This is a genomic window from Delftia sp. GW456-R20 (assembly GCF_001622915.1).
GTDB classification, from domain to species: Bacteria; Pseudomonadota; Gammaproteobacteria; order Burkholderiales; family Burkholderiaceae_C; genus Comamonas; species Comamonas acidovorans.
Window position 1 is genome coordinate 3143526 of the sequence record NZ_LWCN01000004.1, and the last position, 21090, is coordinate 3164615.

General features: G+C 68.3%; 20 protein-coding genes. 8 read left to right on the plus strand and 12 right to left on the minus strand.

From position 1 onward, the window contains the following. Positions 1-30: 30 nt before the first annotated feature. Both A4F85_RS19365 and A4F85_RS19370 read right to left on the minus strand, forming a co-directional pair. Complete coding sequence (locus A4F85_RS19365) at positions 31-621, minus strand: TetR/AcrR family transcriptional regulator (protein WP_013804518.1); 591 nt, start codon at positions 619-621, stop codon at positions 31-33. Between the two features lie 81 nt (positions 622-702). Then, the gene (locus A4F85_RS19370; protein WP_016449824.1) at positions 703-1194 is read right to left on the minus strand and encodes an Lrp/AsnC family transcriptional regulator; all 492 of its coding nucleotides are present in this window, start codon (positions 1192-1194) and stop codon (positions 703-705) included. A 143-nt stretch (positions 1195-1337) separates the two neighbouring features. Between A4F85_RS19370 and A4F85_RS19375 the strand changes: the two genes are divergently transcribed. Continuing rightward, positions 1338-2783 (plus strand): hypothetical protein, encoded by a 1446-nt coding sequence (locus A4F85_RS19375; RefSeq protein ID WP_063327473.1) that lies wholly within the window; start codon positions 1338-1340, stop codon positions 2781-2783. 68 nt (positions 2784-2851) lie between these two features. Here A4F85_RS19375 and A4F85_RS19380 read toward each other — a convergent pair whose 3' ends face one another. Together A4F85_RS19380 and dkgB are read right to left on the minus strand one after the other, a co-directional pair. Next, on the minus strand, positions 2852-4531 hold the full coding sequence (locus A4F85_RS19380; RefSeq protein ID WP_063327474.1) for a long-chain-fatty-acid--CoA ligase: 1680 nt from the start codon (positions 4529-4531) through the stop codon (positions 2852-2854). A 158-nt stretch (positions 4532-4689) separates the two neighbouring features. Further along, positions 4690-5511: a 2,5-didehydrogluconate reductase DkgB gene (dkgB, locus tag A4F85_RS19385; protein WP_063327475.1), complete on the minus strand. Its 822-nt coding sequence runs from the start codon at positions 5509-5511 to the stop codon at positions 4690-4692. Between the two features lie 140 nt (positions 5512-5651). Between dkgB and A4F85_RS19390 the strand changes: the two genes are divergently transcribed. The 3 genes from A4F85_RS19390 to A4F85_RS19400 all read left to right on the plus strand — a co-directional run bounded on the left by A4F85_RS19390 (position 5652) and on the right by A4F85_RS19400 (position 8903). Beyond that, positions 5652-6545 carry a LysR family transcriptional regulator gene (locus tag A4F85_RS19390; protein ID WP_034389866.1) on the plus strand — a complete coding sequence of 298 codons (894 nt, stop codon included), beginning with the start codon at positions 5652-5654 and terminating at the stop codon, positions 6543-6545. A gap of 133 nt (positions 6546-6678) precedes the next feature. Next, positions 6679-7932 (plus strand): M20 aminoacylase family protein, encoded by a 1254-nt coding sequence (locus tag A4F85_RS19395; RefSeq protein WP_082848236.1) that lies wholly within the window; start codon positions 6679-6681, stop codon positions 7930-7932. Continuing rightward, positions 7929-8903: a tripartite tricarboxylate transporter substrate binding protein gene (locus tag A4F85_RS19400; RefSeq protein WP_063327476.1), complete on the plus strand. Its 975-nt coding sequence runs from the start codon at positions 7929-7931 to the stop codon at positions 8901-8903. The genes A4F85_RS19395 and A4F85_RS19400 overlap by 4 nt, the downstream gene beginning before the upstream one ends. Positions 8904-8931: 28 nt before the next feature. On the opposite strand, the gene A4F85_RS19405 is transcribed toward A4F85_RS19400, so the two are convergent. The 4 genes from A4F85_RS19405 to tkt all read right to left on the minus strand — a co-directional run bounded on the left by A4F85_RS19405 (position 8932) and on the right by tkt (position 12878). Next, entirely contained in the window at positions 8932-9291 is a 360-nt protein-coding gene (locus A4F85_RS19405; RefSeq protein ID WP_034398084.1) for a tRNA-binding protein, read from the minus strand. Positions 9292-9361: 70 nt separating this feature from the next. Continuing rightward, positions 9362-9595 carry a hypothetical protein gene (locus A4F85_RS19410; protein ID WP_063327477.1) on the minus strand — a complete coding sequence of 78 codons (234 nt, stop codon included), beginning with the start codon at positions 9593-9595 and terminating at the stop codon, positions 9362-9364. 126 nt (positions 9596-9721) lie between these two features. Next, a complete protein-coding gene (gene gap / locus A4F85_RS19415) occupies positions 9722-10723 on the minus strand; it encodes a type I glyceraldehyde-3-phosphate dehydrogenase (protein ID WP_012202871.1) in 1002 nt (333 codons plus the stop codon). Between the two features lie 109 nt (positions 10724-10832). Next, positions 10833-12878, minus strand: a complete 2046-nt coding sequence (gene tkt, locus A4F85_RS19420; RefSeq protein WP_063327478.1) for a transketolase — start codon at positions 12876-12878, stop codon at positions 10833-10835. 117 nt (positions 12879-12995) lie between these two features. Here tkt and A4F85_RS19425 point away from each other — a divergent pair, with 117 nt between their 5' ends. Continuing rightward, positions 12996-13781, plus strand: coding sequence for a nucleotidyltransferase family protein (locus A4F85_RS19425; protein WP_063327479.1), 786 nt, complete (start codon positions 12996-12998; stop codon positions 13779-13781). 132 nt (positions 13782-13913) lie between these two features. Further along, positions 13914-14750 (plus strand): sulfite exporter TauE/SafE family protein, encoded by an 837-nt coding sequence (locus tag A4F85_RS19430; RefSeq protein ID WP_063327480.1) that lies wholly within the window; start codon positions 13914-13916, stop codon positions 14748-14750. 57 nt (positions 14751-14807) lie between these two features. Here A4F85_RS19430 and fba read toward each other — a convergent pair whose 3' ends face one another. From fba to A4F85_RS19445, 3 genes are all read right to left on the minus strand, one after another. Beyond that, positions 14808-15872 carry a class II fructose-bisphosphate aldolase gene (gene fba / locus A4F85_RS19435; protein ID WP_013804528.1) on the minus strand — a complete coding sequence of 355 codons (1065 nt, stop codon included), beginning with the start codon at positions 15870-15872 and terminating at the stop codon, positions 14808-14810. 129 nt (positions 15873-16001) lie between these two features. After that, entirely contained in the window at positions 16002-17372 is a 1371-nt protein-coding gene (locus A4F85_RS19440) for a sensor histidine kinase (protein WP_063327481.1), read from the minus strand. Then, entirely contained in the window at positions 17369-18067 is a 699-nt protein-coding gene (locus A4F85_RS19445) for a response regulator transcription factor (protein WP_013804530.1), read from the minus strand. The genes A4F85_RS19440 and A4F85_RS19445 overlap by 4 nt, the downstream gene beginning before the upstream one ends. 93 nt (positions 18068-18160) lie before the next feature. Here A4F85_RS19445 and A4F85_RS19450 point away from each other — a divergent pair, with 93 nt between their 5' ends. Both A4F85_RS19450 and A4F85_RS19455 read left to right on the plus strand, forming a co-directional pair. Further along, the gene (locus A4F85_RS19450) at positions 18161-18937 is read left to right on the plus strand and encodes a phosphatase PAP2 family protein (protein ID WP_063327482.1); all 777 of its coding nucleotides are present in this window, start codon (positions 18161-18163) and stop codon (positions 18935-18937) included. Between the two features lie 12 nt (positions 18938-18949). Continuing rightward, a complete protein-coding gene (locus A4F85_RS19455) occupies positions 18950-19519 on the plus strand; it encodes a phosphatase PAP2 family protein (RefSeq protein WP_063327483.1) in 570 nt (189 codons plus the stop codon). 75 nt (positions 19520-19594) lie between these two features. Here the strand turns inward: A4F85_RS19455 and pyk are convergent, their stop codons facing one another. Further along, the gene (pyk, locus tag A4F85_RS19460; RefSeq protein ID WP_012202862.1) at positions 19595-21031 is read right to left on the minus strand and encodes a pyruvate kinase; all 1437 of its coding nucleotides are present in this window, start codon (positions 21029-21031) and stop codon (positions 19595-19597) included. Positions 21032-21090: the final 59 nt, after the last annotated feature.

The window sequence follows — 21090 nt, forward strand, 5'->3', positions numbered from 1 at the left end:
ACATGCGCGCGGCGGTTGGCGGGTGGCCGGCTATTGCGCCTGCAGCGCCATGTCGACCACGTCGACCACGTCCATCAGGCACTGGCGGCGCTGCGGCGCGCTGCTGCCCTTGCCCAGCACGCGCAGGCCCTGTACGGTGTTCAGGACGAAGCGCGCCAGGGCGCGCGGCTTTTTGCTGTCGGTGATGTCGCCTTCCTGCTGGCCGCGCAGGATGAGCTTTTCCAGCGCCTTTTGCAGGCGCTGGAAGTTGCCGGCCACCCTCTCGGCCACGGCCTCGTCATGGCCGGCCAGCTCCAGCGCGGCATTGGCGACCAGGCAGCCACGGCGCCCGGCATCGCTCAATTCGTCCTGCACGATGCGCAGCAGCAGCTGCCGCACCAGGTCCCGGGCGCGTCCCGGGCCGGACAACAGTTCCACGTTGGAGGTGGTCACGGCCTCATAGCGGCGCAGCGCATGCTGGAACAGCCCCTGCTTGTTCTCGAAGGTGCCGTACAGGCTGCTGCGCGACAGGCCCGTGCCGTCCACCAGGTCCTGCACCGAGGTGGCCGCGTAGCCGCGCTGCCAGAACACCTGCATGGCGGCGTCTGCGATGTCATCGGGGTCGAAGTCCTTGGTGCGCATGGTGGTTCATTGAATTGGAACGATCATTCCACTCAATGTAGGCGGCCGTTTCACGGCTGTCAAGATTGCGCCAAAGAGCCTTCACTCGCAGGGAATTTCCAGCCCGACCTTCACGCGGTCCAGCGCCACGATGGTCTTGAACCATTTGACGTTGGGGTTCTCGGCGAAAAGGCGCCGCGCCAGGGCCTCGTACTCCTGCATGGTGGCCACGGTGAGGACGAGCACGAAGTCCACCTCGCCCGTGACGTAGTAGCACTGCTGGACCTCGGGCACGGCGAAGTGCGACTTCATGGCGTTGAGCGCGTCGATGCTGGTGCGCTCGGTCATGACCTCCACGATGATGGTGATGGGCCGGCCCACGCGCGTGGGGTCCACGGTGGCGGCCTGGCCGGTGATCACGCCTTCGGCCTGCATGCGCTTGAGGCGGCGCTGCACGGCGGCCGTGGACAGGTTGACCTGCTCGGCCAGCAGGCGCAGCGGCACCGTGCTGTCGCGCTGGACGATGGCCAGGATGGCGCGGTCGAAGCCGTCCAGGTCGGCCAGGTGAGCAGGGTGGGCGGTGTGCTTGGTCATGGGAAGCGAGGACTTTTGGAGGGTGAGAAATTTTCTCGCAAACACCCCCAATTCAGAGACCAAAAAACAGGTGCCGCGAAATAGTATTTCGTCGTTTTCCGCATCCAACGCATGCGGACCTGCCTGCCGAGAAAGCCCATCCTATGGCCACCCTGCTCCACCTGTCTCCCGTGTTTCTTGTGATATCCATGCTCATGGTTTTGCGCCGCCCGCCTGTGCAGGCGGCCATGGCCGGGGCGGCGCTGGTCGCCCTGCTGTGGCTGGTCGATGCCTGGATGGCGACGGGCACCGCCGCTTCCGGCGCCGCCCTGGCCGCAGCGCGCGACACGGGCGTGCTGTTCCTGAGCACGGCCTTCGTGATCGTGCCGGGCCTGGGTTTCGTGATCCTCATCGAACGCATGGGTGTCAACCAGGCGCTGAGCCAGTGGGTGCGCTCGCTGGGCCTGGGGCCGGCCGATCAGGTGGTGTTCATCGTGCTGGGCCTGGCGCCGCTGCTGGAGGCGATGACGGGCTTTGGCGTGTCGCTGATCGCCACCGTGCCGCTGCTGCTGAGCCTGTTCGAGCGGCGCGCCGCACTGCGCATGGCGCTGGCGGGCATGGCCATCATGCCCTGGGGCACGCTGGGCTTGGCCACGGTGATCGGTGCCTCGCTGGCCCATGTGGACGCGGCAGCGCTGGCCGCTGTGTCCTCGCTGACCAGCGCGCCGGTGTTCCTGGTGCTGGGCGCTCTGTCCCTGCAGCTGGCCGGAGAGCGCGGTGCGCGGGCCTGGCTGCTGCTGGGCGGCTTTGGCCTGCTGTTCGTGGGCGTGCTGCATGGCATCAGCCGCTGGCTGGGCCCCGAGGTGGCGGGCGTGGGCGCAGGCTTTGCGGTGGCGCTGGGCATGCTGGTGCGCGCGCTGCTGCTGCGCGGCCGTGCCCAGGCGGCACCCGGCTGGCCGCGACAGGCCTGGCCGTATCTGGCGCTCGCCCTTGCCATCGTGCTGCTCAAGCTGCTGACCCTGGCCACGCAGTGGGACCAGCGCTGGATCGTGCAGGGCGCCCAGGTGGCCTGGAAGCCGCTGGCCTCGCCCGGCGTGGCGCTGACCCTGGTGCTTGGCCTGCTGCTGGTGCGCGGCGCCGGCCGTGGCTTTGCCCTGGCTGGTGCTCTGGCCGCCCGCGCCAAGCGCCCGCTGCTGACCATCTTCTTCTTCCTGGCCATGTCCCAGATGATGGTCAAGGCCGGATTCCTGGCCGGCCTGGTGCAGTTGCTGGCCGAGCTGGCGCCCGCTGCCCTGGCGCCCATCGTGGCGGCCTTCGGTGCGCTGGCCGGCTACATGACGGGCTCCAACGTGGGCGGCAACGCGATCTTCATGCCCGCCATCGCCCTGCTGCCCGAGTCCTCGCGCCTGCTGCTGGCCGCCGTGCACAACAGCGCCGCCGGGCATGCGGCGCTGGGCTCCCTGTCCATCGTGATGCTGGTGCTGGGCCTGGCACGGACCAATGCCCAGGAAGAAGGCGAGCTGGTGCGCTTCGGCTTTGCGCTGGCCTGCCTCAATGCGGCGGCCGTGGCGCTGGCGGCGCTGGTCATGGCGGGTCTGGGCGTGTTCTGAAGACGTGCTCCTTTCCAATGAAAAGAGGCGCCGCAGCGCCTCTTTGCAAACACGGCAAGCCGCCTGCGTTACTTGCTGTCGCGCAGCTCCCGGCGCAGGATCTTGCCCACCGGGGTCTTGGGCAGCTCGGTGCGGAACTCGATCACGCGAGGCCGCTTGTAGCCCGTGAGGTTGTCGTGGCAGAAGTCGCGCACGGCCTGTTCGGTGAGGCTGTCGTCCTTGCGCACGATGACCAGCTTGACGGCCTCGCCGGTCTTCTCGTCGGGCACGCCGACCACGGCGCATTCGAGCACGCCGGGGCAGTTGGAGACCACGTCCTCCACTTCGTTGGGATAGACGTTGAAGCCGCTGACCAGGACCATGTCCTTCTTGCGGTCCACGATCTTGAAGTAGCCGCGCTCGTCCATGGTGCCGATGTCGCCGGTGCGGAAATATCCGTCGGCGGTGAAGACCTTGGCGGTTTCGTCGGGGCGCTGCCAGTAGGCGGCCATGACCTGCGGGCCCTTGATGGCGACCTCGCCGCGCTCGCCGATGGTGGTCACGTCGTTTCCTTCGTCATCGACGAGCTTCATCCAGGTGCTGGGCAGGGGCACGCCGATGGTGCCCGAGAACTCGGTGGAGTTGACGGGGTTGCAGCTGACCGAGGGACTGGTCTCCGACAGGCCATAGCCCTCGCAGATCGGGCAGCCGGTCTTTTGCAGCCACAGCTGGGCCACGGCGCTTTGCACGGCCATGCCGCCGCCGACCGAGACCTTCAGGTGAGACCAGTCCACGGTGTTGAAGTCCGGGTGGTTGGCCAGGCCGTTGAACAGCGTGCTCACGGCGGGAAAGCTGTGAAAGCGCTGCGTGGACAGCTGCTTGAGCGTGGCCTTGAGGTCGCGCGGATTGGGGATCAGGATGGTCTTTCCGCCCGTGCGCATGGACAGCATCATGTTCACCGTGAAGGCGAAGATGTGGTACAGCGGCAGCGCGCAGATGCTGGTGGGCTGCTCGCCGGCCGGCACCTTGCCCATGGCAGGCAGGTTCCAGGCCTCGGACTGCAGCACGTTGGCGATGATGTTGCTGTGCAGCAGCACGGCGCCCTTGCTCACGCCCGTGGTGCCGCCCGTGTACTGCAGCAGGGCCATGTCGGAGGCCTGCAGTTGCGGCGCCTGGAAGGGCGAGCGCATGCCCTTGGACAGCGCGTCGTTGAAGCGCACGGCCCCCGGCAGCGAGAACGGCGGCACCAGCTTCTTGACCTTGCGCACCACGTAATTGACGATGGCGCCCTTGAGCATGCCCAGCTGGTCGCCCATGGTGCACAGCACCATGTGCTGCACGGGCGTGGCGGCCTTGCAGGCCTGCAGCGTGTGGGCGAAGTTCTCGATGATGACGATGGCCTTGGCACCCGAATCCTTGAGCTGATGCTCCAGCTCGCGCGCCGTGTACAGCGGGTTGACGTTGACCACGACGAAGCCCGCACGCAGCACGGCGGCCACGGCCACGGGGTACTGGGGAATGTTGGGCATCATCAGCGCCACGCGGTCGCCGCGGGCCAGGCCCAGGCTCTGCAGATAGGCGGCGAAGGCGCGGCTTTGCGCATCGACCTGCGAGTAGGTCAGCTCCTTGCCCATGAAGGAATAGGCCACGCGGTCCGCGTAACGGCTGAAGGCCTCCTCCATCAGGGCCACCAGCGAGGGGTATTGGGAGGGATCGATGTCGGCGGGCACACCTGCCGGATAGGCACCCAGCCATGGGCGGTCACTCATGCTGCTCGTCTCCTGGTTTCTCGATTGAACGTGCATTCTCATAAAAAGCACGGTCGTTCGATACTGTGATAACCCTAGTACTACCCCTAGGGTCACCATTGCGTTGCTCCAGGTCAAAGCCCGCCGGGCCGCGCAGGCCCCCGATCACAGCCCCCCGTTCAATCCCAGGCGGGAGCCAGGCCGTCAGGGCTGATCTGGCGGTCGCCGCGTTCCAGCGCGGCGATGCGCTGCATGTCTTCGGCGCCCAGCACCAGCTGGCAGCTGTCCAGGTTGGCCTGCAGGTGGGCGCGCTGGGTGGACGAGGGAATGACGGCATAGCCCATGGCCATGGCCCAGGCCAGCGCCACCTGGGCGGGCGTGGCGCCGTGGGCGGCGGCGATGTCGGCCAGCACGGGATCGGCCAGCAGCTTGCCGTAGCCCAGCGTCATGTACGAGGTGGTGTGAATGCCCTGCTGGCGTGCGAAGTCGGTGACGGCACGGTTTTGCAGATAGGGGCTCAGTTCGATCTGGTTGGTGGCGATGTTCGCGGCGCCCACGGCGGCGATGGATTGCTGCAGCAGCGCGATGTTGAAGTTGGACACGCCGATGTGGCGCGTCAGCCCCTGCTCCCTGGCGCGCATGAGCGCGCCCAGGCTGTCCTCCAGCGGCACGCTGCGCGAGGGCCAGTGGATCAGCGTCAGCTCCACATGGTCGGTGCGCAGGGCTTCAAGGCTGCGCTCCAGGCTGGGGATCAGCGCGTCGGCAGACAGGTTCTCGGTCCAGATCTTGGTGGTGAGAAAGAGCTGATCGCGCGGCACGGCGCTGGCGGCGATGGCGGCACCCACATCGGCCTCGTTGCCGTAGATCTGGGCGGTGTCGATGGCGCGGTAGCCCACCTCCAGGGCCTGGCCCACGGAGTGGCGCACCACCTCATCCTTGAGGCGGAAGGTGCCCAGGCCGAACGCGGGCACCACGGAAGCGAGAGAGGCAGTCGATGTCATGCAGGTCTTTCAAAAAGCAAAAAAGGCGCGGAACAACGCCCCGAAGACTGCAGTCTGGCGCGTTCACGCTTGCAGATAAAGCCTGGTATCAGCAGAAAATATTTGACGCTGCAGCAACAATTGCGCCAAGCTGGCACCCCATGAAAACCACGCTGGACGAACTGCAGGCCTTTCGCGCCGTGATCGACTGCGGCAGCATCACGGCGGCGGCCGAGCAGTTGGGACAGACCACCTCGGGCATCAGCCGCAGCCTGTCGCGCCTGGAGAAAAAGCTGGCCACCACCTTGGTGCGGCGCACCACGCGCAGCCTGGAGCTGACCGAGGAAGGCGAGCGCTTCCTGGCCCGCGCGCGCGAGGTGCTGCAGGCCCTGGACGCGGCCGAGGAGGAACTGGCCGCGCGGCGCCAGGCGCCGGCCGGGCTGCTGCGCGTCAACGCGGCCTCGCCCTTCATGCTGCATGCCATCGTGCCGCTGGTCGGCGAGTTCCGCGCGCTCTATCCGCTGATCACGCTGGAGCTGAACACCGATGACCTGCACATCGACCTGCTGGCCCAGCGCACCGACATCGCCATCCGCATCGGCGAGCTGCGCGACTCCACGCTGCATGCGCGGCTGCTGTGCCACAGCGTGCTGCGCGTGCTGGCCAGCCCCGCCTACCTGCAGGCCCATGGCCCAGTGGCGAGCGTGGCTGCGCTGGCGCGCCACCAGCGCATCGGCAACAGCCAGGTGCCGGGCCTGAACCACTGGCCGCTGCGCACGCCCGAGGGCGGTGACCGCTGGGATGCCGCGCCCCAGCTCACGGCCTCCAGCGGCGAGACCATGCGCCAGCTGGCCCTGGCAGGCCAGGGCGTGGTCTGCCTGGCCGACTTCATGACCGTGCGCGATCGCGCCCAGGGCGAACTGGTGCAGGTGCTGGCGCGCGAGACCGTGCAGCAGCGCCAGCCCATCCACGCCGTCTACTACCGCAACACGGCGCTGGCCGCGCGCATCACGGCCTTCCTGGACTTTCTCGCGCAGCGCATGGCGCAGTCCTGAGGGCCCTGTGACGTCCGCCTGAACGGCTTGATCGGCCCGTTCGGCTTGTGCATGCAGGGCGCATGCATATGCGTTTTGCTTCGTTGCCGCAGGGCTGGCGGTTTTACAGAATCCGGGATTCGTCGCAGCAGGCATGGGCCGGCTGCGGCCGGAGACCGCCTTGCCCCACCTGATCGAAAGCTTTGCCGACATGGCGCCCTTCGTGGCCCTGCGGCGCGACCTGCATGCCCACCCCGAGCTGGGCTTCGAGGAACACCGCACCTCGGCCATCGTGGCCGAACGCCTGGCCTCCTGGGGCGTGGAGGTGCATACCGGCCTGGCCGGCACGGGCGTGGTGGGCGTGGTGCACGGCAGGCATACGGACGCACGCCATGGCACGCGCACCATCGGCCTGCGCGCCGACCTGGATGCGCTGCCGCTGCAGGAAGAAAACCGGTTTGCCCACCGCTCGCAGCACGCAGGCCGCATGCATGCCTGCGGCCATGACGGCCACACCACCATGCTGCTGGCCGCGGCCTGGCATCTGGCGCGAACGCGCGACTTCGCGGGCACGGTGCACCTGATCTTTCAGCCCGCCGAAGAGATGGGCAAGGCCGGCGCACGCAGGATGATCGACGAAGGCCTGTTCGAGCGCTTCCCCTGCGATGCGGTCTTCGCCCTGCACAACTTCGCGCTGGACCGCGTGGGCAGCTTCGCGCTCAACCCGGGCGCGCTCATGGCCTCCAGCAACACCTTCCGCATCGTGCTGCATGGGCAGGGCACGCATGCCTCGCTGCCGCACACGGGCATCGACCCGGTGGCCGCCACCATTGACCTGGCCCAGCAGCTGCAGACCCTGGTCGCGCGCCATGTGGATTCGCGCGAACGCGCACTGCTGGCGGTCACGCAGATCCAGGGCTCGGACGCGCCCAACGTGATTCCCGACAGCGCCTGGGTGGGCGGCACGGTGCGCACCTTCTCCGTGGCGGCGCTGGACATCCTCGAATCCGCCCTGCGCCGCCAGGCCGAGCACACGGCCCTGGCCCATGGCTGCAGGGCCGAGATCCATTTCCGGCGCGCCTCGCCGCCCCTGGTCAACCACGCGGCCGAGACAGCCTTCGCCGCCGCCGTGATGCGCGAGATCGCGGGCGACGACGCCGTGGACACGAAGTTCCCCGGCGTGCTGGCGGCCGAGGACTTCGCCCACATGCTGCAGGCGCGGCCCGGCTGCTACGCCTTCATCGGCAACGGCCAGGGCGATCACCGACTGCCCGGCCATGGCGACGGCCCCTGCCTGATCCACAACCGCTCCTACGACTTCAACGACGACATCCTTGCCATCGGCGCCAGCTACTTCGTGCGGCTGGTGGAGCGGTGGCTTGCCGTCCCCCAGGAAACTTCCCCATGAAAACCTCTCATCCTTCTCCCGTCACCCGCCGCGTTCTGCTGGCAGCAGCCCTGGCCCTGGGACTGGCACCGGCCGTGCATGCCGAACGCGTGATCCGCATCGTCGTGCCCTTCGGCGCAGGCGCCACGCAGGACACGGTGGCACGCACCTTCAGCAATGAACTGGGCCAGGCCCTGGGCGCCACCGTGGTGGTGGAAAACCGGGCGGGCGCGGGTGGCAGCGTGGGCACGGCCCAGGTGGCCAAGTCCGCGCCGGACGGCAACACCCTGGTGCTGGCTGCGGCCAGCCACAACCTGGCCGGCCATCTGTACGCGAAGCTGCCCTATGACCCGCTCAAGGACTTCGTGGGCGTGTCCTTCCTGGGCCGCACGGGCTATGTGGTGGGCGTGCCGGCCGCCTCGGGCGTGCAGACCCTGGGCGAGCTGCTGCAGCGCGCCAGGGCCCAGCCTGGCCAGCTCAACTATGCGTCGGCCGGCAATGGCAGCGCCTCGCACCTGGCCTCGGCCTCGCTGGCCGCGCAGGCGGGCATCAAGCTGCAGCACATCCCCATGAAATCCACGGGCGACGCCACGACCGAACTGCTGGCTGGCCGCGTGCAGCTGGTCACGGGCGCCACCATCGGCATGCTGGCCTTCCAGAAGGACCCGCGCGTGAAGCTGCTGGCCTACTCGGGCCAGCAACGGTCGCGCTTCCTGCCTGACCTGCCCACGGTGGCCGAGTCCGGCGTGCCCGGCTATGCCTTCGACTCCTGGCTGGGCCTGCTGGCACCGGCCGGCACGCCGCCCGCCGAAGTGGAGCGCATCAACACCGCCGTGCGCAAGGTGCTGGCCGAGCCCGTGGTCCAAGAGCGCCTGGCCCGCGTGGGCGTGGAAGCCGCCACCCTGCCGGCCGCCGAATTCCAGCGCCTGCTCAAGGACGACTGGGAAGCGTCCGGGCGCATCGTCAAGGCGGCCGACGTGCGCATCGAATAGTCACCCAGGCCAATAGTCACCCAGGCCGTCACAGCAGCTTGGTGCCCAGCGGCACCTCGCGGTCGGGCACGCACAGCGCCACCTCGCCGTTCTCGTTGTGGAATCCCGTGACCAGGCATTCCGAGCGCATGGGACCGATCTGCTTGCTGGGAAAGTTCAGCACGGCCACCACCTGGCGGCCTATCAGTTCCTCGGGCCGGTACAGCGCCGTGATCTGGGCGCTGGACTTGCGCACGCCCAGCTCCGGGCCGAAATCGACCTGCAGCACATAGGCGGGGCGGCGCGCCTCCTTGAACACCTGGGCGTCCACGATGCGGCCCACGCGCAGCTCCACCTTGAGGAAGTCGTCAAAGCCAATGGTCTCGTGCAATGCGGATGAAGTAGTCATGCGGCCATGATGCCGCGCCGCCGGGGCCGGCTTTGTCGAGCAACGCTTGCAGTGCGGAACAGTGGCGGGCTCACGAACGCGCGCAGGCATGCGCCAGCCGTGCCATCGCTTCCTGCTGCGGCAAATGCGCGAGGGCCTTCGCCGCCGGCAGATGCACAGAGCAGAAATAGGCCAGTCCCTGCGGATGGGACAGCATGCCGGCCTGCTCGGCGCAATGGTCGGCAAAGCACAGCCAGTCTCCGTGCAGCGGGCCGGGTTCCTGCGTCGGATCCTTGTTGCAGACGCTGCAAAGGGCGGGTTGCATGGCAGTCGAATCACGGGAGATGAACAGGCCGCCAGTGTCGCAGTCTCCATGAAAAAGGCCGGCATCGCGTCCGATGCCGGCCTGGTGCGGGGCCCTCGACAGGCCCCGCAGCGGTTCGCGCCAGGATTACTTGGCGGCGACCACGCGCACCATTTCCAGGCACTTGTTCGAGTAGCCCCACTCGTTGTCGTACCAGGACACGACCTTCACGAAGGTCTTGTCCAGGGCGATGCCGGCTTCGGCATCGAACACCGAGGTGCAGGACTCGCCGCGGAAGTCCGTGGCCACGACCTTGTCTTCGGTGTAGCCCAGCACGCCCTTGAGCGCGCCTTGCGACTGGGCCTTCATTTCGGCGCAGATCTCTTCGTAGCTGGCTTCGCTGTTCAGCTCCACCGTCAGGTCCACCACCGACACGTCGGAGGTGGGCACGCGGAAGGACATGCCGGTCAGCTTCTTGTTGAGCTCGGGAATCACCACGCCCACGGCCTTGGCTGCGCCCGTGCTGGAGGGAATGATGTTTTCCAGGATGCCGCGGCCGCCGCGCCAGTCCTTGTTGCTGGGGCCGTCCACGGTCTTTTGCGTGGCGGTGGCAGCGTGCACGGTGGTCATCAGGCCGCGCTTGATGCCCCACTTGTCGTTGAGCACCTTGGCCACGGGAGCCAGGCAGTTGGTGGTGCAGGAGGCGTTGGAGATCACGTCCTGGCCGGCGTAGGTCTTGCAGTTCACGCCGAAGACGAACATGGGGGTGCTGTCCTTGGAAGGCGCGGACATGATGACCTTCTTGGCGCCGGCAGCCAGGTGCTTGCGTGCGGTCTCGTCCGTCAGGAACAGGCCGGTGGCCTCGATCACGATGTCGGCGCCGACTTCGTTCCACTTCAGGTTGGCGGGGTCGCGCTCCTGCGTCAGGCGGATGGTCTTGCCGTTGACGATCAGGTTGGAGCCCTCCACCGAGACCTCGCCCTTGAAACGGCCGTGCACGCTGTCGTACTTGAGCATGTAGGCCAGGTAGTCGGGCTCGAGCAGGTCGTTGATGCCCACGACTTCGATGTCGCTGAAGTTCTGCACGGCAGCGCGGAACACCATGCGGCCGATGCGGCCGAAGCCGTTGATACCGATCTTGATCGTCATATTTGCCTCTTGGATTGACGGATTGCGAAAAACGGAAAAACTGAAACGGTGAGGGCCAGGCAGGGCCTAGCGGGCGGCAAAAAGGGGCCACAGGCCCCTTCTCGCAGCTTTACTTGCCGGCGCGCTGCAGCGCAGCCTGCACGGTGTCGGCCACGTTCTCGGCCGTGAAGCCGAAGTGCTTGAACAGCACGGGCGCTGGGGCCGATTCACCGTAGGTGTCGATGCCGACGACGGCGGCGCAGCCGTACTTCCACCAGAAGTCGGTCACGCCCATTTCCACGGCGATGCGCGGCAGGTTGGCCGGCAGCACCTGGCTCTTGTACTTGGCGTCCTGCTTGTCGAAGGTGGTGGTGCTGGGCATGGAGACCACGCGCACGGCGACCTTGCGCTCGGCCAGCAGCTTCTGGGCTGCCAGGGCCAGCTGCACTTCGGAGCCGGTGGCGATGATGACGGCCTGGGCCTTCTTGTTCAGGCCGACGGCCTTGGGCTCGGACAGCACGTAGGCGCCGCAGGCGATGTCGTCCAGCGCGTCTTCGGTCTTGGCTGCGTAGGCCAGGTTCTGGCGCGACAGCAGCAGGGCCGTGGGCTTGTTCTTCTGGCTCAGGGCCACGGTCCAGGCGACGGCGGTTTCCGTGGTGTCTGCAGGGCGCCAGACATCCAGGCCCGGGATCAGGCGCAGCGAGGCGGCGTGCTCGATGGACTGGTGGGTGGGGCCGTCTTCGCCCAGGCCGATGGAGTCGTGCGTGAAGACGTGGACCACGCGCTGCTTCATCAGCGCGGCCATGCGGATGGCGTTGCGGCTGTAGTCGCTGAAGGTCAGGAAGGTGCCTGCGTAGGGGATGTAGCCGCCATGCAGGGCGATGCCGTTCATGATGGCGGCCATGCCGAACTCGCGCACACCGTAGTTGATGTGGCGGCCGATCTTGCCGTCTTCGGTCAGGACCACGGCACCCTTGTCGTCCACGCGCAGCGAAGGCGTGCTCTTGGTGTTGGTCAGGTTGGAGCCGGTCAGGTCGGCCGAGCCGCCCAGCAGTTCAGGCAGGGCTGCGGTCAGGCCTTCCAGGGCCAGCTGGCTGGCCTTGCGGCTGGCCACGGTGGCGCCTGCGTCATGCGCGTCGGAGGCGATCTGCGCGGCGATCTCGCCGAAGTTGCCAGGCAGGTCGCCGGCCATGCGGCGCGTGAAGTCGGCAGCCAGTTCGGGGAAGGCCTTGGCGTAGGCGGCGAACTTCTTGTTCCAGGCCGCTTCGGCCTTGGCGCCGGCGGCCTTGGCATCCCAGTCGCCGTAGACGCTGGCGGGGATGTCGAAGGGGCCGTGCTCCCAGCCCAGGGCCGCGCGGGTCAGCGCGATTTCCTCGGCGCCCAGGGGCTCGCCGTGGGCCTTGGCCGTGTCCTGGCGGTTGGGCGAGCCCTTGCCGATGCTGGTCTTGCAGCAGATCAGGGTGGGCTTGGAGCTGTTCTTCTTGGCAGCGGCGATAGCGGCATCGAGGGCCTGGACGTTGTGGCCGTCCACGTCGCGGATCACGTTCCAGCCATAGGCTTCGAAGCGGGCGGGCGTGTTGTCGATGAACCAGGGAGCGACCTTGCCGTCGATGGAGATGCCGTTGTCGTCGTACAGCGCCACCAGCTTGCCCAGCTTCCAGGCGCCGGCCAGGGCCGCGGCCTCGTGGCTGATGCCTTCCATCAGGCAGCCGTCACCCAGGAACACGTAGGTGTGGTGGTCGACGATGGCGTGGCCGGGACGGTTGAATTCGGCAGCCAGCAGCTTTTCGGCCAGCGCGAAGCCCACGGCATTGGTGATGCCCTGGCCCAGCGGGCCGGTGGTGGTTTCCACGCCGGGGGTGATGCCCACTTCGGGGTGGCCGGCCGTCTTGCTATGCAGCTGGCGGAAGTTCTTGAGCTCGTCGATCGGCAGCGCGTAGCCCGTGAGGTGCAGCAGCGCGTAGATCAGCATGGAGCCGTGGCCGTTGGACAGGATGAAGCGGTCACGGTCAGCCCATTGCGGGTTGACGGGGTTGTGCTTGAGGTGACGGCTCCACAGTGCCACGGCCATGTCGGCCATGCCCATGGGGGCGCCGGGGTGGCCGGAGTTGGCTTGTTGAACGGCATCCATTGCGAGTGCGCGGATCGCATTCGCCATTTGTTGAGTGTTGGCCATCAGGGCGCTCCGTGAAGGAGGGGGTAATCAGAATAAGCCGGCCATTTTAAAGGACTGGGGTTTTCGGCTCCGGGGCGCGGGGCAATGGCCGCTGGCAATGGTCTACAGTTGCCCTCCATGACCGCCCAGCCCATCCCGCCGTTCCCCGCCGCCAAGGCGCTTTCCCTCACCGAACAGCCGCCTGCCATGCTGCTGGCCGCAGGCCGTGGCGAGCGCATGCGGCCGCTGACCGACACCACACCCAAGCCCCTGCTGCAGGTGCAGGGCCAGCCGCTGCTGCAGCACCACATGCAGGCGCTGGCCCGGGCGGGCGTGCGCCGCGCGGTGGTCAACACGGGCTGGCTGGGCGCGCAGATTCCGGCGCGATTCGGCCCCCAATTCGTGCCTGACAACGGGGGCGAGCCGCTGCAACTGGCCTATTCCCCCGAGCCCGAGCAGGCGCTGGAGACCGCCGGCGGCATTGCGCGCGCGCTGCCGCTGCTGGGCGAGGTGTTCTGGCTGGCGGCCGGCGACGTCTACGCGCCGGACTTCGATTTTCCGTTCGAGGCGGCCCGCGAATTTGCCGCCAGCGGCCGCTTGGCCCATCTGTGGCTGGTGCCCAACCCCGAGCACCACCCGCGCGGCGACTTCGGCGTGGACGAACTGGGCTTGGCCTGCGACTGGCCCGAGGGCGATGCCCGCCCGCGCCAGACCTACGGCACCATTGCGCTGCTGCGCGCCGAGCTGTTTGCCGCGCCCTGGTGCGACATCCCGCCCGGCAACCCCGAGGGATGGCGCGTGCCGCTGGTACTGCTGCTGCGCCGCGCCATGGCGGCCGGCCAGGTGGGGGCCAGCCTGTACACGGGCCGCTGGACCGACGTGGGCACGCCCGAGCGGCTGGAACGCCTCAACGCGCCGGGCTGATACACCGTGCGTCGGTGAGTGCGGCCTGGCGATCGGCGGCTTGGCGCCCTGCCCGCTGCGCCTGCAGGCAGCGGCGCGCGCTTCGTGATAGCGTCGCCGGTTCGGCGCAGCGGCGCGCCAGAAAGCCTTTCGATGAGCGTGATCCAGTATGTGATGTTCCTGGCCCTGGTGGGCCTGGCGACGTTTTGCCAGAACCTGACGGGCTTTGCCTTCGGGCTGATCTTCGTGGGCGTGGCCGGTGCCACGCATCTGATGGGCATTGGCGATGCGGCCAACGTGGCCTGCCTGCTGTCCGTGGTCAACGGCGTGGCCTACCTGCGCGCCCACCGCCAGGTGCCGCAGTGGACGCTGCTCAAGCCCATGCTGATCAGCAGCGTCATCGGCGTGATCGGCGGCGTGCTGCTGCTGCAGTGGCTCAGCGGCAATGCGCTGAGCGGGCTGCGCATGCTGCTGGGCCTGGCCATCGTGGCCTGCGCGCTGTTGCTGTTGCTGCAAAAGCAGGTCAACGCGCAGGTGTCGGGGCCGGTGTCGCTGTGGGTGGCCGGTGTGGCATCGGGGGTGCTGGGCGGGCTGTTTGCCACGCCGGGCCCGCCCATGGTCTACCACCTGTACCGCCAGCCGCTGGACCGCCTGGTGGTGCGCCAGTGCCTGTTTGCCATGTTCCTCACCTGCGCGCTGCTGCGCCTGGTGATGGTGGCCTGGGAGGGCGAGATCACCGCCAGCGTGCTGCTGGCGGCGGCCCTGGCCTTTCCCGTGGTGACGGTGGTGACCTGGCTGCACATGCGCCATCCGCCCGCCCTGCCCAAGCGGCTGGTCGAATGGATGGTCTGCCTGCTGCTGGTGCTGTCGGGCACCAGCCTGCTGGTATCGGGCTGGAACGCCAGCCACCCCCAGCCCGTGGTGCCCGATGACGAGATGGCCATGGCCGTGCCCCAGCGGTCCCAGGCTGCGGCCCCCGCGCCGCGCTGACAACAAAAAAGCCCGCCGGGCGGACCGGCGGGCTTTTTTTGAAGGGGAAGGAACCGATCAGTTCACGACCTGCTGCAGCGAACCGGCAGCGTACTTGGCGGCCATCTGCTCCAGCGTGTAGCCCTTGATCTTGGCGCCCTGGCCTTCGCAGCCGAACTCGATGTAGCGGGCCTTGCAGATCTGCTTGGCGGCTTCGCGGGCGGGCTTGAGCCATTCGCGGGCGTCGAACTTCTCGGGGTTCTCGGCCAGGAACTTGCGCACGGCGCCGGTCATCGCCAGGCGGATGTCGGTGTCGATGTTGATCTTGCGCACGCCGTGCTTGATGGCTTCCTGGATTTCCTCGACGGGCACGCCGTAGGTTTCCTTCATGGCGCCGCCGTACTGGCGGATGATTTCCAGCAGTTCCTGGGGCACGGAGGAGGAGCCGTGCATGACCAGGTGGGTGTTGGGCAGGCGGGCGTGGATTTCCTTGACGCGCTGGATGGACAGGATGTCGCCCGTGGGCTTGCGCGTGAACTTGTAGGCGCCGTGGCTGGTGCCGATGGCAATGGCCAGCGCGTCCAGCTGCGTGGCCTTGACGAACTGGGCCGCTTCCTCGGGGTCGGTCAGCAGGGCCGAGTGGTCGAGCACGCCTTCGGCGCCCACGCCGTCTTCCTCGCCGGCCATGCCGGTTTCCAGCGAGCCCAGGCAGCCGAGCTCACCTTCGACGGTGGCGCCCAGCTTGTGGGCCATTTCCACGACCTTGCGGGTCACGTCCACGTTGTATTCGAAGGAGGAAGGCGTCTTGCCGTCTTCCATCAGCGAGCCGTCCATCATCACCGAGCCGAAGCCCAGGTTCAGCGCGCCCTGGCAGATGGCGGGCGAGGTGCCGTGGTCCTGGTGCATGACCAGGGGGATGTGGGGATACTGCTCGGCAGCGGCCTGGATCAGGTGCTTGATGAAGGGCTCGCCGGCGTACTTGCGGGCGCCTGCGCTGGCCTGCAGGATGACGGGCGCGCCCACTTCGTCAGCGGCCGACATCACGGCTTGCACCTGCTCCAGGTTGTTGACGTTGAAGGCGGGAAGACCGTAGCCGTTTTCGGCAGCGTGGTCCAGCAGTTCGCGCATCGAAACGAGAGGCATGTGTAGGGTCCGTATCAAGTTGTTGAGAGGGGGATGCCCCTGCCGCATGGCAGCCGCCGCTGCGTCATGGGTGCGCTGCGGGGCCACGGCCGGGGGATCGCGGCAGTAACCGCTTGGTAACTGGCGATTTTAACCAGCTGCCGCCAACCCTGTCCCGGGCATTCCCATGCGGTAGCAGGTCGTGAAGCCTTCGGGCGGCGCGGCCTCGCCAAAGCTTCCCTGGTGGGCGCGCAGCACGCGCGCCACGATCTCGTGGCCCAGGTGCAGGCTGTCCACGGGCGCCGCCGCGCGCTCTGCGCCATCACGGCGGCCGTCGTCGCAGACCTGCAGCCAGACCTCGCCGTCGGGCCCCTGCCCGGCCTGGACTTCGATCTGCGTGCCGTGCGGCGTGTGCTTGAGGGCGTTTTCCACCAGATTGCGCAGCGCCAGCTCCAGCAGCACGGCATTGCCCATCACGCCCAGTGCCTCAGGCGCCTGCACGGACAGGCTGCAGTCGCGCTGCCATGCCGCCTGCGCATGGGCGGCCACCACCTGCCGGGCCAGCGCGGCCAGGTCCACGGGCACGGGCGGCTCGGCCAGCATGGCGCGGCCGGCGCGCGCCAGTGCCAGCAGCTGGCTGAGCACATGGCCGGCATGCAACGCGTCCTGGCCTATCTGCGCCAGCGCCTGGCGTTGGGCCGGGGCGTCCATGGCACCAGCCGGCGCATCGCCCAGGGCCCGCGCCTGCAAGGCGATGGAGGCCAGCGGCGTACGCAGTTCATGGGCCACTTCGTTGGCCAGGCTGCGCTCTCGCTCCAGCGCCTCCTGCTGGCGGTCCAGCAAGGTGTTGATGGAGTTCACCACGGGCATGAATTCCCGCAGCGCGTGGCGGTGCGAGACGCGCTCGGCCTGGGCCAGGTCCAGGCGCTCCACCTCGCGCGAGAGTTCGTTGAGCGGCCGCATGCCCCGGCGAATGGCCAGCCCCAGCGCCAGCGCCACCACGGGCAGCAGCCACAGGCCGGGCTCGACCATCTGGCCCGCAATGTCGTCGGCCAGTTCGTCGCGCTCCTGCAGCTCGATCATCACGCTGACCTTGCGCGCATGGTCGCGGCTCCACTGCGTGAAGCTGCGCCAGGCGCGGCGCTCCGGGCCCAGGCGCAGCGTGGCAAAGCCCTGCTCGGTGTCGAAGGAGGGCTCCGGCGCATCGCCCGTGCGCGAGATGAGCCGGCCCGAGCCATCCCACAGGGCCACGCTCAGCGACTGCTGGTAGTCGTGGGCCATGAGGCCGGGGGGCTCATGCACGGGCGTGGCTGCTCCCTGGCCTACGGCGCCTGCGACTTCCAGGTTGAGCACCAGCGCAGCGACGCCGGCCAGGTGGCCGTCGGTGAGCTCGTCTGCCTCGTGCACGCCGGTCTGGTAGCCCAGCGCCACGAAGCTGGCCCAGACCACGACCAGCGCGCCCAGCATCCAGGCCATCAGATGCCAGATCAGCGAGGGGCGGCGGTCCGGCGCGGTGCTCATGTGTTCTCCACGGGCAGGAAATAGCCCACGCCACGCATGGTGACGATGCTGGCATTGCCCAGCTTCTTGCGCAGGTGGTGGATGTGGACTTCGACGGCATTGCTTTCCACGGCCGTGCCCCAGCTGTAGAGGTGCTCTTCGATCTGCTGGCGCGAGAGCACGCGCCCGCGCGCCTGCAGCAGCACCCAGAGCACCGAGAACTCGCGCGGCGACATCTCCACCAGCTTTCCGTCGCGGCGCACGGTGCGCGCGGCCGGGTCGACCTCCAGCTCGCCATGGCGGATCACGGGTGCCGCCTGGCCGCCTGCGCGGCGCAGCATGGCGCGCAGCCGCGCCTCCAGCTCGTCGATGTCGAAGGGCTTGACCAGGTAGTCGTCGGCACCCAGGTCCAGCCCGGCGATGCGCTCGCGCACCTGGTCGCGCGCGGTCAGGATGAGCACGGGCGTGTTGGGGTCCGGCAGGGCCTGGCTGTCGCCACCCGGGCGGCGCGGGCCCCGCAGGCGGCGCAGGATTTCGCTGCCGTCGCCATCGGGCAGGCCCAGGTCCAGCAGCACGGCATCGAAGCGCTCCATCTCCAGCGCATGCCAGGCCTCGGCCACGGTGGTGCAGACATCGACCGCGTAGCGGCGCTGTTGCAGATTGGCCTGCAGGCCTGCGGCAATGCCCGCGTTGTCTTCGACGACCAGTATTCGCATGCGCGCATTGTGCAATGACCGCTGCCGGCTGCGGTGCCAGACGATGGCCGCACGCCGAGGCATGCGTTAAGACGGGTTTAAGCCGCGCTTCTCATGCTGCCGGCCATGCCGACACCTGAACCCCGAGATTTCTCCGCAGCCCCCGCGCAGGGCCCCTCCTTCAAAAGCACCCTGCTGTGGACCCTGGCGGCGCTGGCCGTGGTCCTGGCCTGGGATGCCAGCGCCCTGGACCTGGCCATGGCCCGCTGGTTTGGCGAAGCCGATGGCTTTGCGCTGCGTTCGGACTGGTTCTTCGTGAACATCGCCCACGAAGGCGCACGCCGCTTGGCCTGGCTGGTGGTGCTGGGCCTGACGCTGTGCGTCTGGCGGCCCGTGGGCCCGCTGCGCCTGCTGCCCCATGGGCGGCGCGTGCAGCTGGTGGCGGGCATCTTGCTGTCGCTGGCCCTGATATCGCTGCTCAAGTACACCAGCGCGACCAGCTGCCCCTGGGACCTGGCCGAGTTCGGCGGTGTGGCGCGCCATGTCTCGCACTGGTCGCTGGGCCTGGCCGATGGCGGGCCGGGCCGCTGCTTTCCCGCAGGCCATGCCTCGGCGGGCTTCGCCTTTTTGGCCGGCTATTTCGCGCTGCGCCGCCATGCACCGCGCGCAGCCTGGATCTGGCTGGCCGTCTCGCTGGCCGCAGGCCTGTCGATGGGCCTGGCCCAGCAGATGCGCGGCGCCCATTTCATGAGCCACACGCTGTGGACCGGCTGGCTGTGCTGGACGGCGGGCTGGCTCTTCGACCTGGCGGTCACGCGTGCGCTGCGCACCCGGGACGGCGCGCCCGACTCCCTGTGGCCCGCCGCCAGCCTTCCGCCTTCCGCACCCTGATCGAGCATTGCAATGCTGCCCCTGGACCCCGCCCTGTTCACGCTGCTGAACGCCAACGCGCAAACGCCCGCCATCTCGATCGAGGCGGCGCGCGCCATCTCGTCCTGGCTTCCCTCGCTGTGCGCCCTTCCTGTGATGGCCGGGCTGCTGCGCGGCTCGCCCGCCCTGCGCCGCACCCTGGTGCTGGCCCTGCTGTCCATGCTGGCCGCCTGGGCCGTGGCGCGGCTGATCCGCTGGGGCTTTCCGGCGCCGCGTCCTGCCCAGCTGGGCATGGGCGTGCAATGGGTGGATCACGCGCTGCGGTCCAGCTTCCCGAGCATGCACGCCACGGGCGCCTTTGCCCTGGCCCAGGCGCTAACCCTGGGCTGCACGCGCCACCGTCGCTGGGTCATGGTGTCAGCCTGGTCGCTGGCCCTGGGCATGGCCTGGAGCCGCGTGCACCTGGGCGTGCACTTCCCGTCCGATGTGGTCGGCGGCGCCATCGTGGGCATCTGCAGCGCCACCCTGGTCTGGCATGCCGCGCTGTGGCGCCGCCGTGCAGGCGGGCCGCTGCTGGCACGCCTGGGCTCAGGCACGCTCTGAAACAAAGAACCCGGGAAGACCTGTGGGCCTGTCCCGGGTGGGTTCAATTACTGACGCGCAGCGGATGCGTGCGCATCAGTTCACACGACATATCTTGAGCATGTTGGTGCCACCGGGCTGGCCCATGGGCTCGCCGCAGGTGATGGCATAGACATCGCCGCTTTGCACGATGTTGCGCGCGCGCAGATGGCCTTCGGCCTGGTCCAGCGCGGTGTCGCGGTCGGCGCTGGTGTCCATGAGCAGGGGGCGCACGTTGCGGTACATGGCCATCTTGCGCTGCGTGGAGATCTTGGGCGTGAGCGCGTAGATGGGGATGTGGATGCGGTGGCGGCTCATCCACAGCGCGGTGGAGCCGCTGTCCGTCATGGCGACGATGGCCTTGGCGCCCAGGTGGTGGGCCGTGAACAGCGCGCCGATGGCGATCGACTGGTCGATGCGCGAGAACTGGCGGCCGGTGAACTCGGCATCGCTGTCCGGGTCTTCGGCGGCTTCTGCGGCGGCGCAGATCTTGGCCATTTCCTGCACGGTCTCCAGCGGGTACTTGCCGGCGGCGGTCTCGGCGCTGAGCATGACGGCGTCCGTGCCGTCCAGCACGGCGTTGGCCACGTCGCTGACCTCGGCGCGCGTGGGCACGGGGTTGGTGATCATGCTCTCCATCATCTGCGTGGCGGTGATCACGAACTTGTCCATGTCGCGCGCCATGCGGATCATCTTCTTTTGCAGCGCGGGCACGGCCGCGTTGCCCACTTCCACGGCCAGGTCGCCACGGGCGACCATGATGCCGTCGGAGACATGCAGGATCTCTTCCAGGCGCGGAATGGCCTCGGCACGCTCGATCTTGGCGATCAGGCCGGGCTTGTGGCCGTACTGGGCAGCAGCCACGTTGCACAGCTGGCGCGCCATCTCCATGTCGGTGGCGTTCTTGGGAAAGCTCACGGCCACGTAGTCGGCCTGGAAGCTCATGGCGGTCTTGATGTCCTCCATGTCCTTGGCCGTCAGCGCCGGGGCCGTCAGGCCGCCGCCCTGCTTGTTGATGCCCTTGTTGTTGGACAGCTCGCCACCCAGCTTCACGGTGGTGTGCACCTCGTCTCCGCGCACATGGTCCACGGTGAGCACGATCAGGCCGTCGTTGAGCAGCAGCACATCGCCGGGCTTCACGTCGCGCGGCAGCTCCTTGTAGTCCAGGCCCACGCCGCCCAGGTCGCCAGGCGCTGTGCGCGATGCGTCGAGCACGAAGCGCGCGCCAGGCTCCAGCATGACCTTGCCTTCGGCGAACTTGCCGACGCGGATCTTGGGGCCCTGCAGGTCGGCCATGATGGCCACCTCGCGGCCTGCGCGCTGGGCCGCCTCGCGCACCATGGTGGCGCGGTCGATGTGGTCCTGCGCCTTGCCGTGGCTGAAATTCAGGCGCACCACGTTGACGCCTTCACGCACCATCTGTTCCAGCAGTTGCGGGTCGCTGGAAGCGGGGCCCAGGGTGGCGACGATCTTGGTGGCACGGCGGACTTGCATGGAATGTCTCTCGCTCAGGGTTTGTAATCGGGTTTCAATTCTCACACGAATGCGGTTAC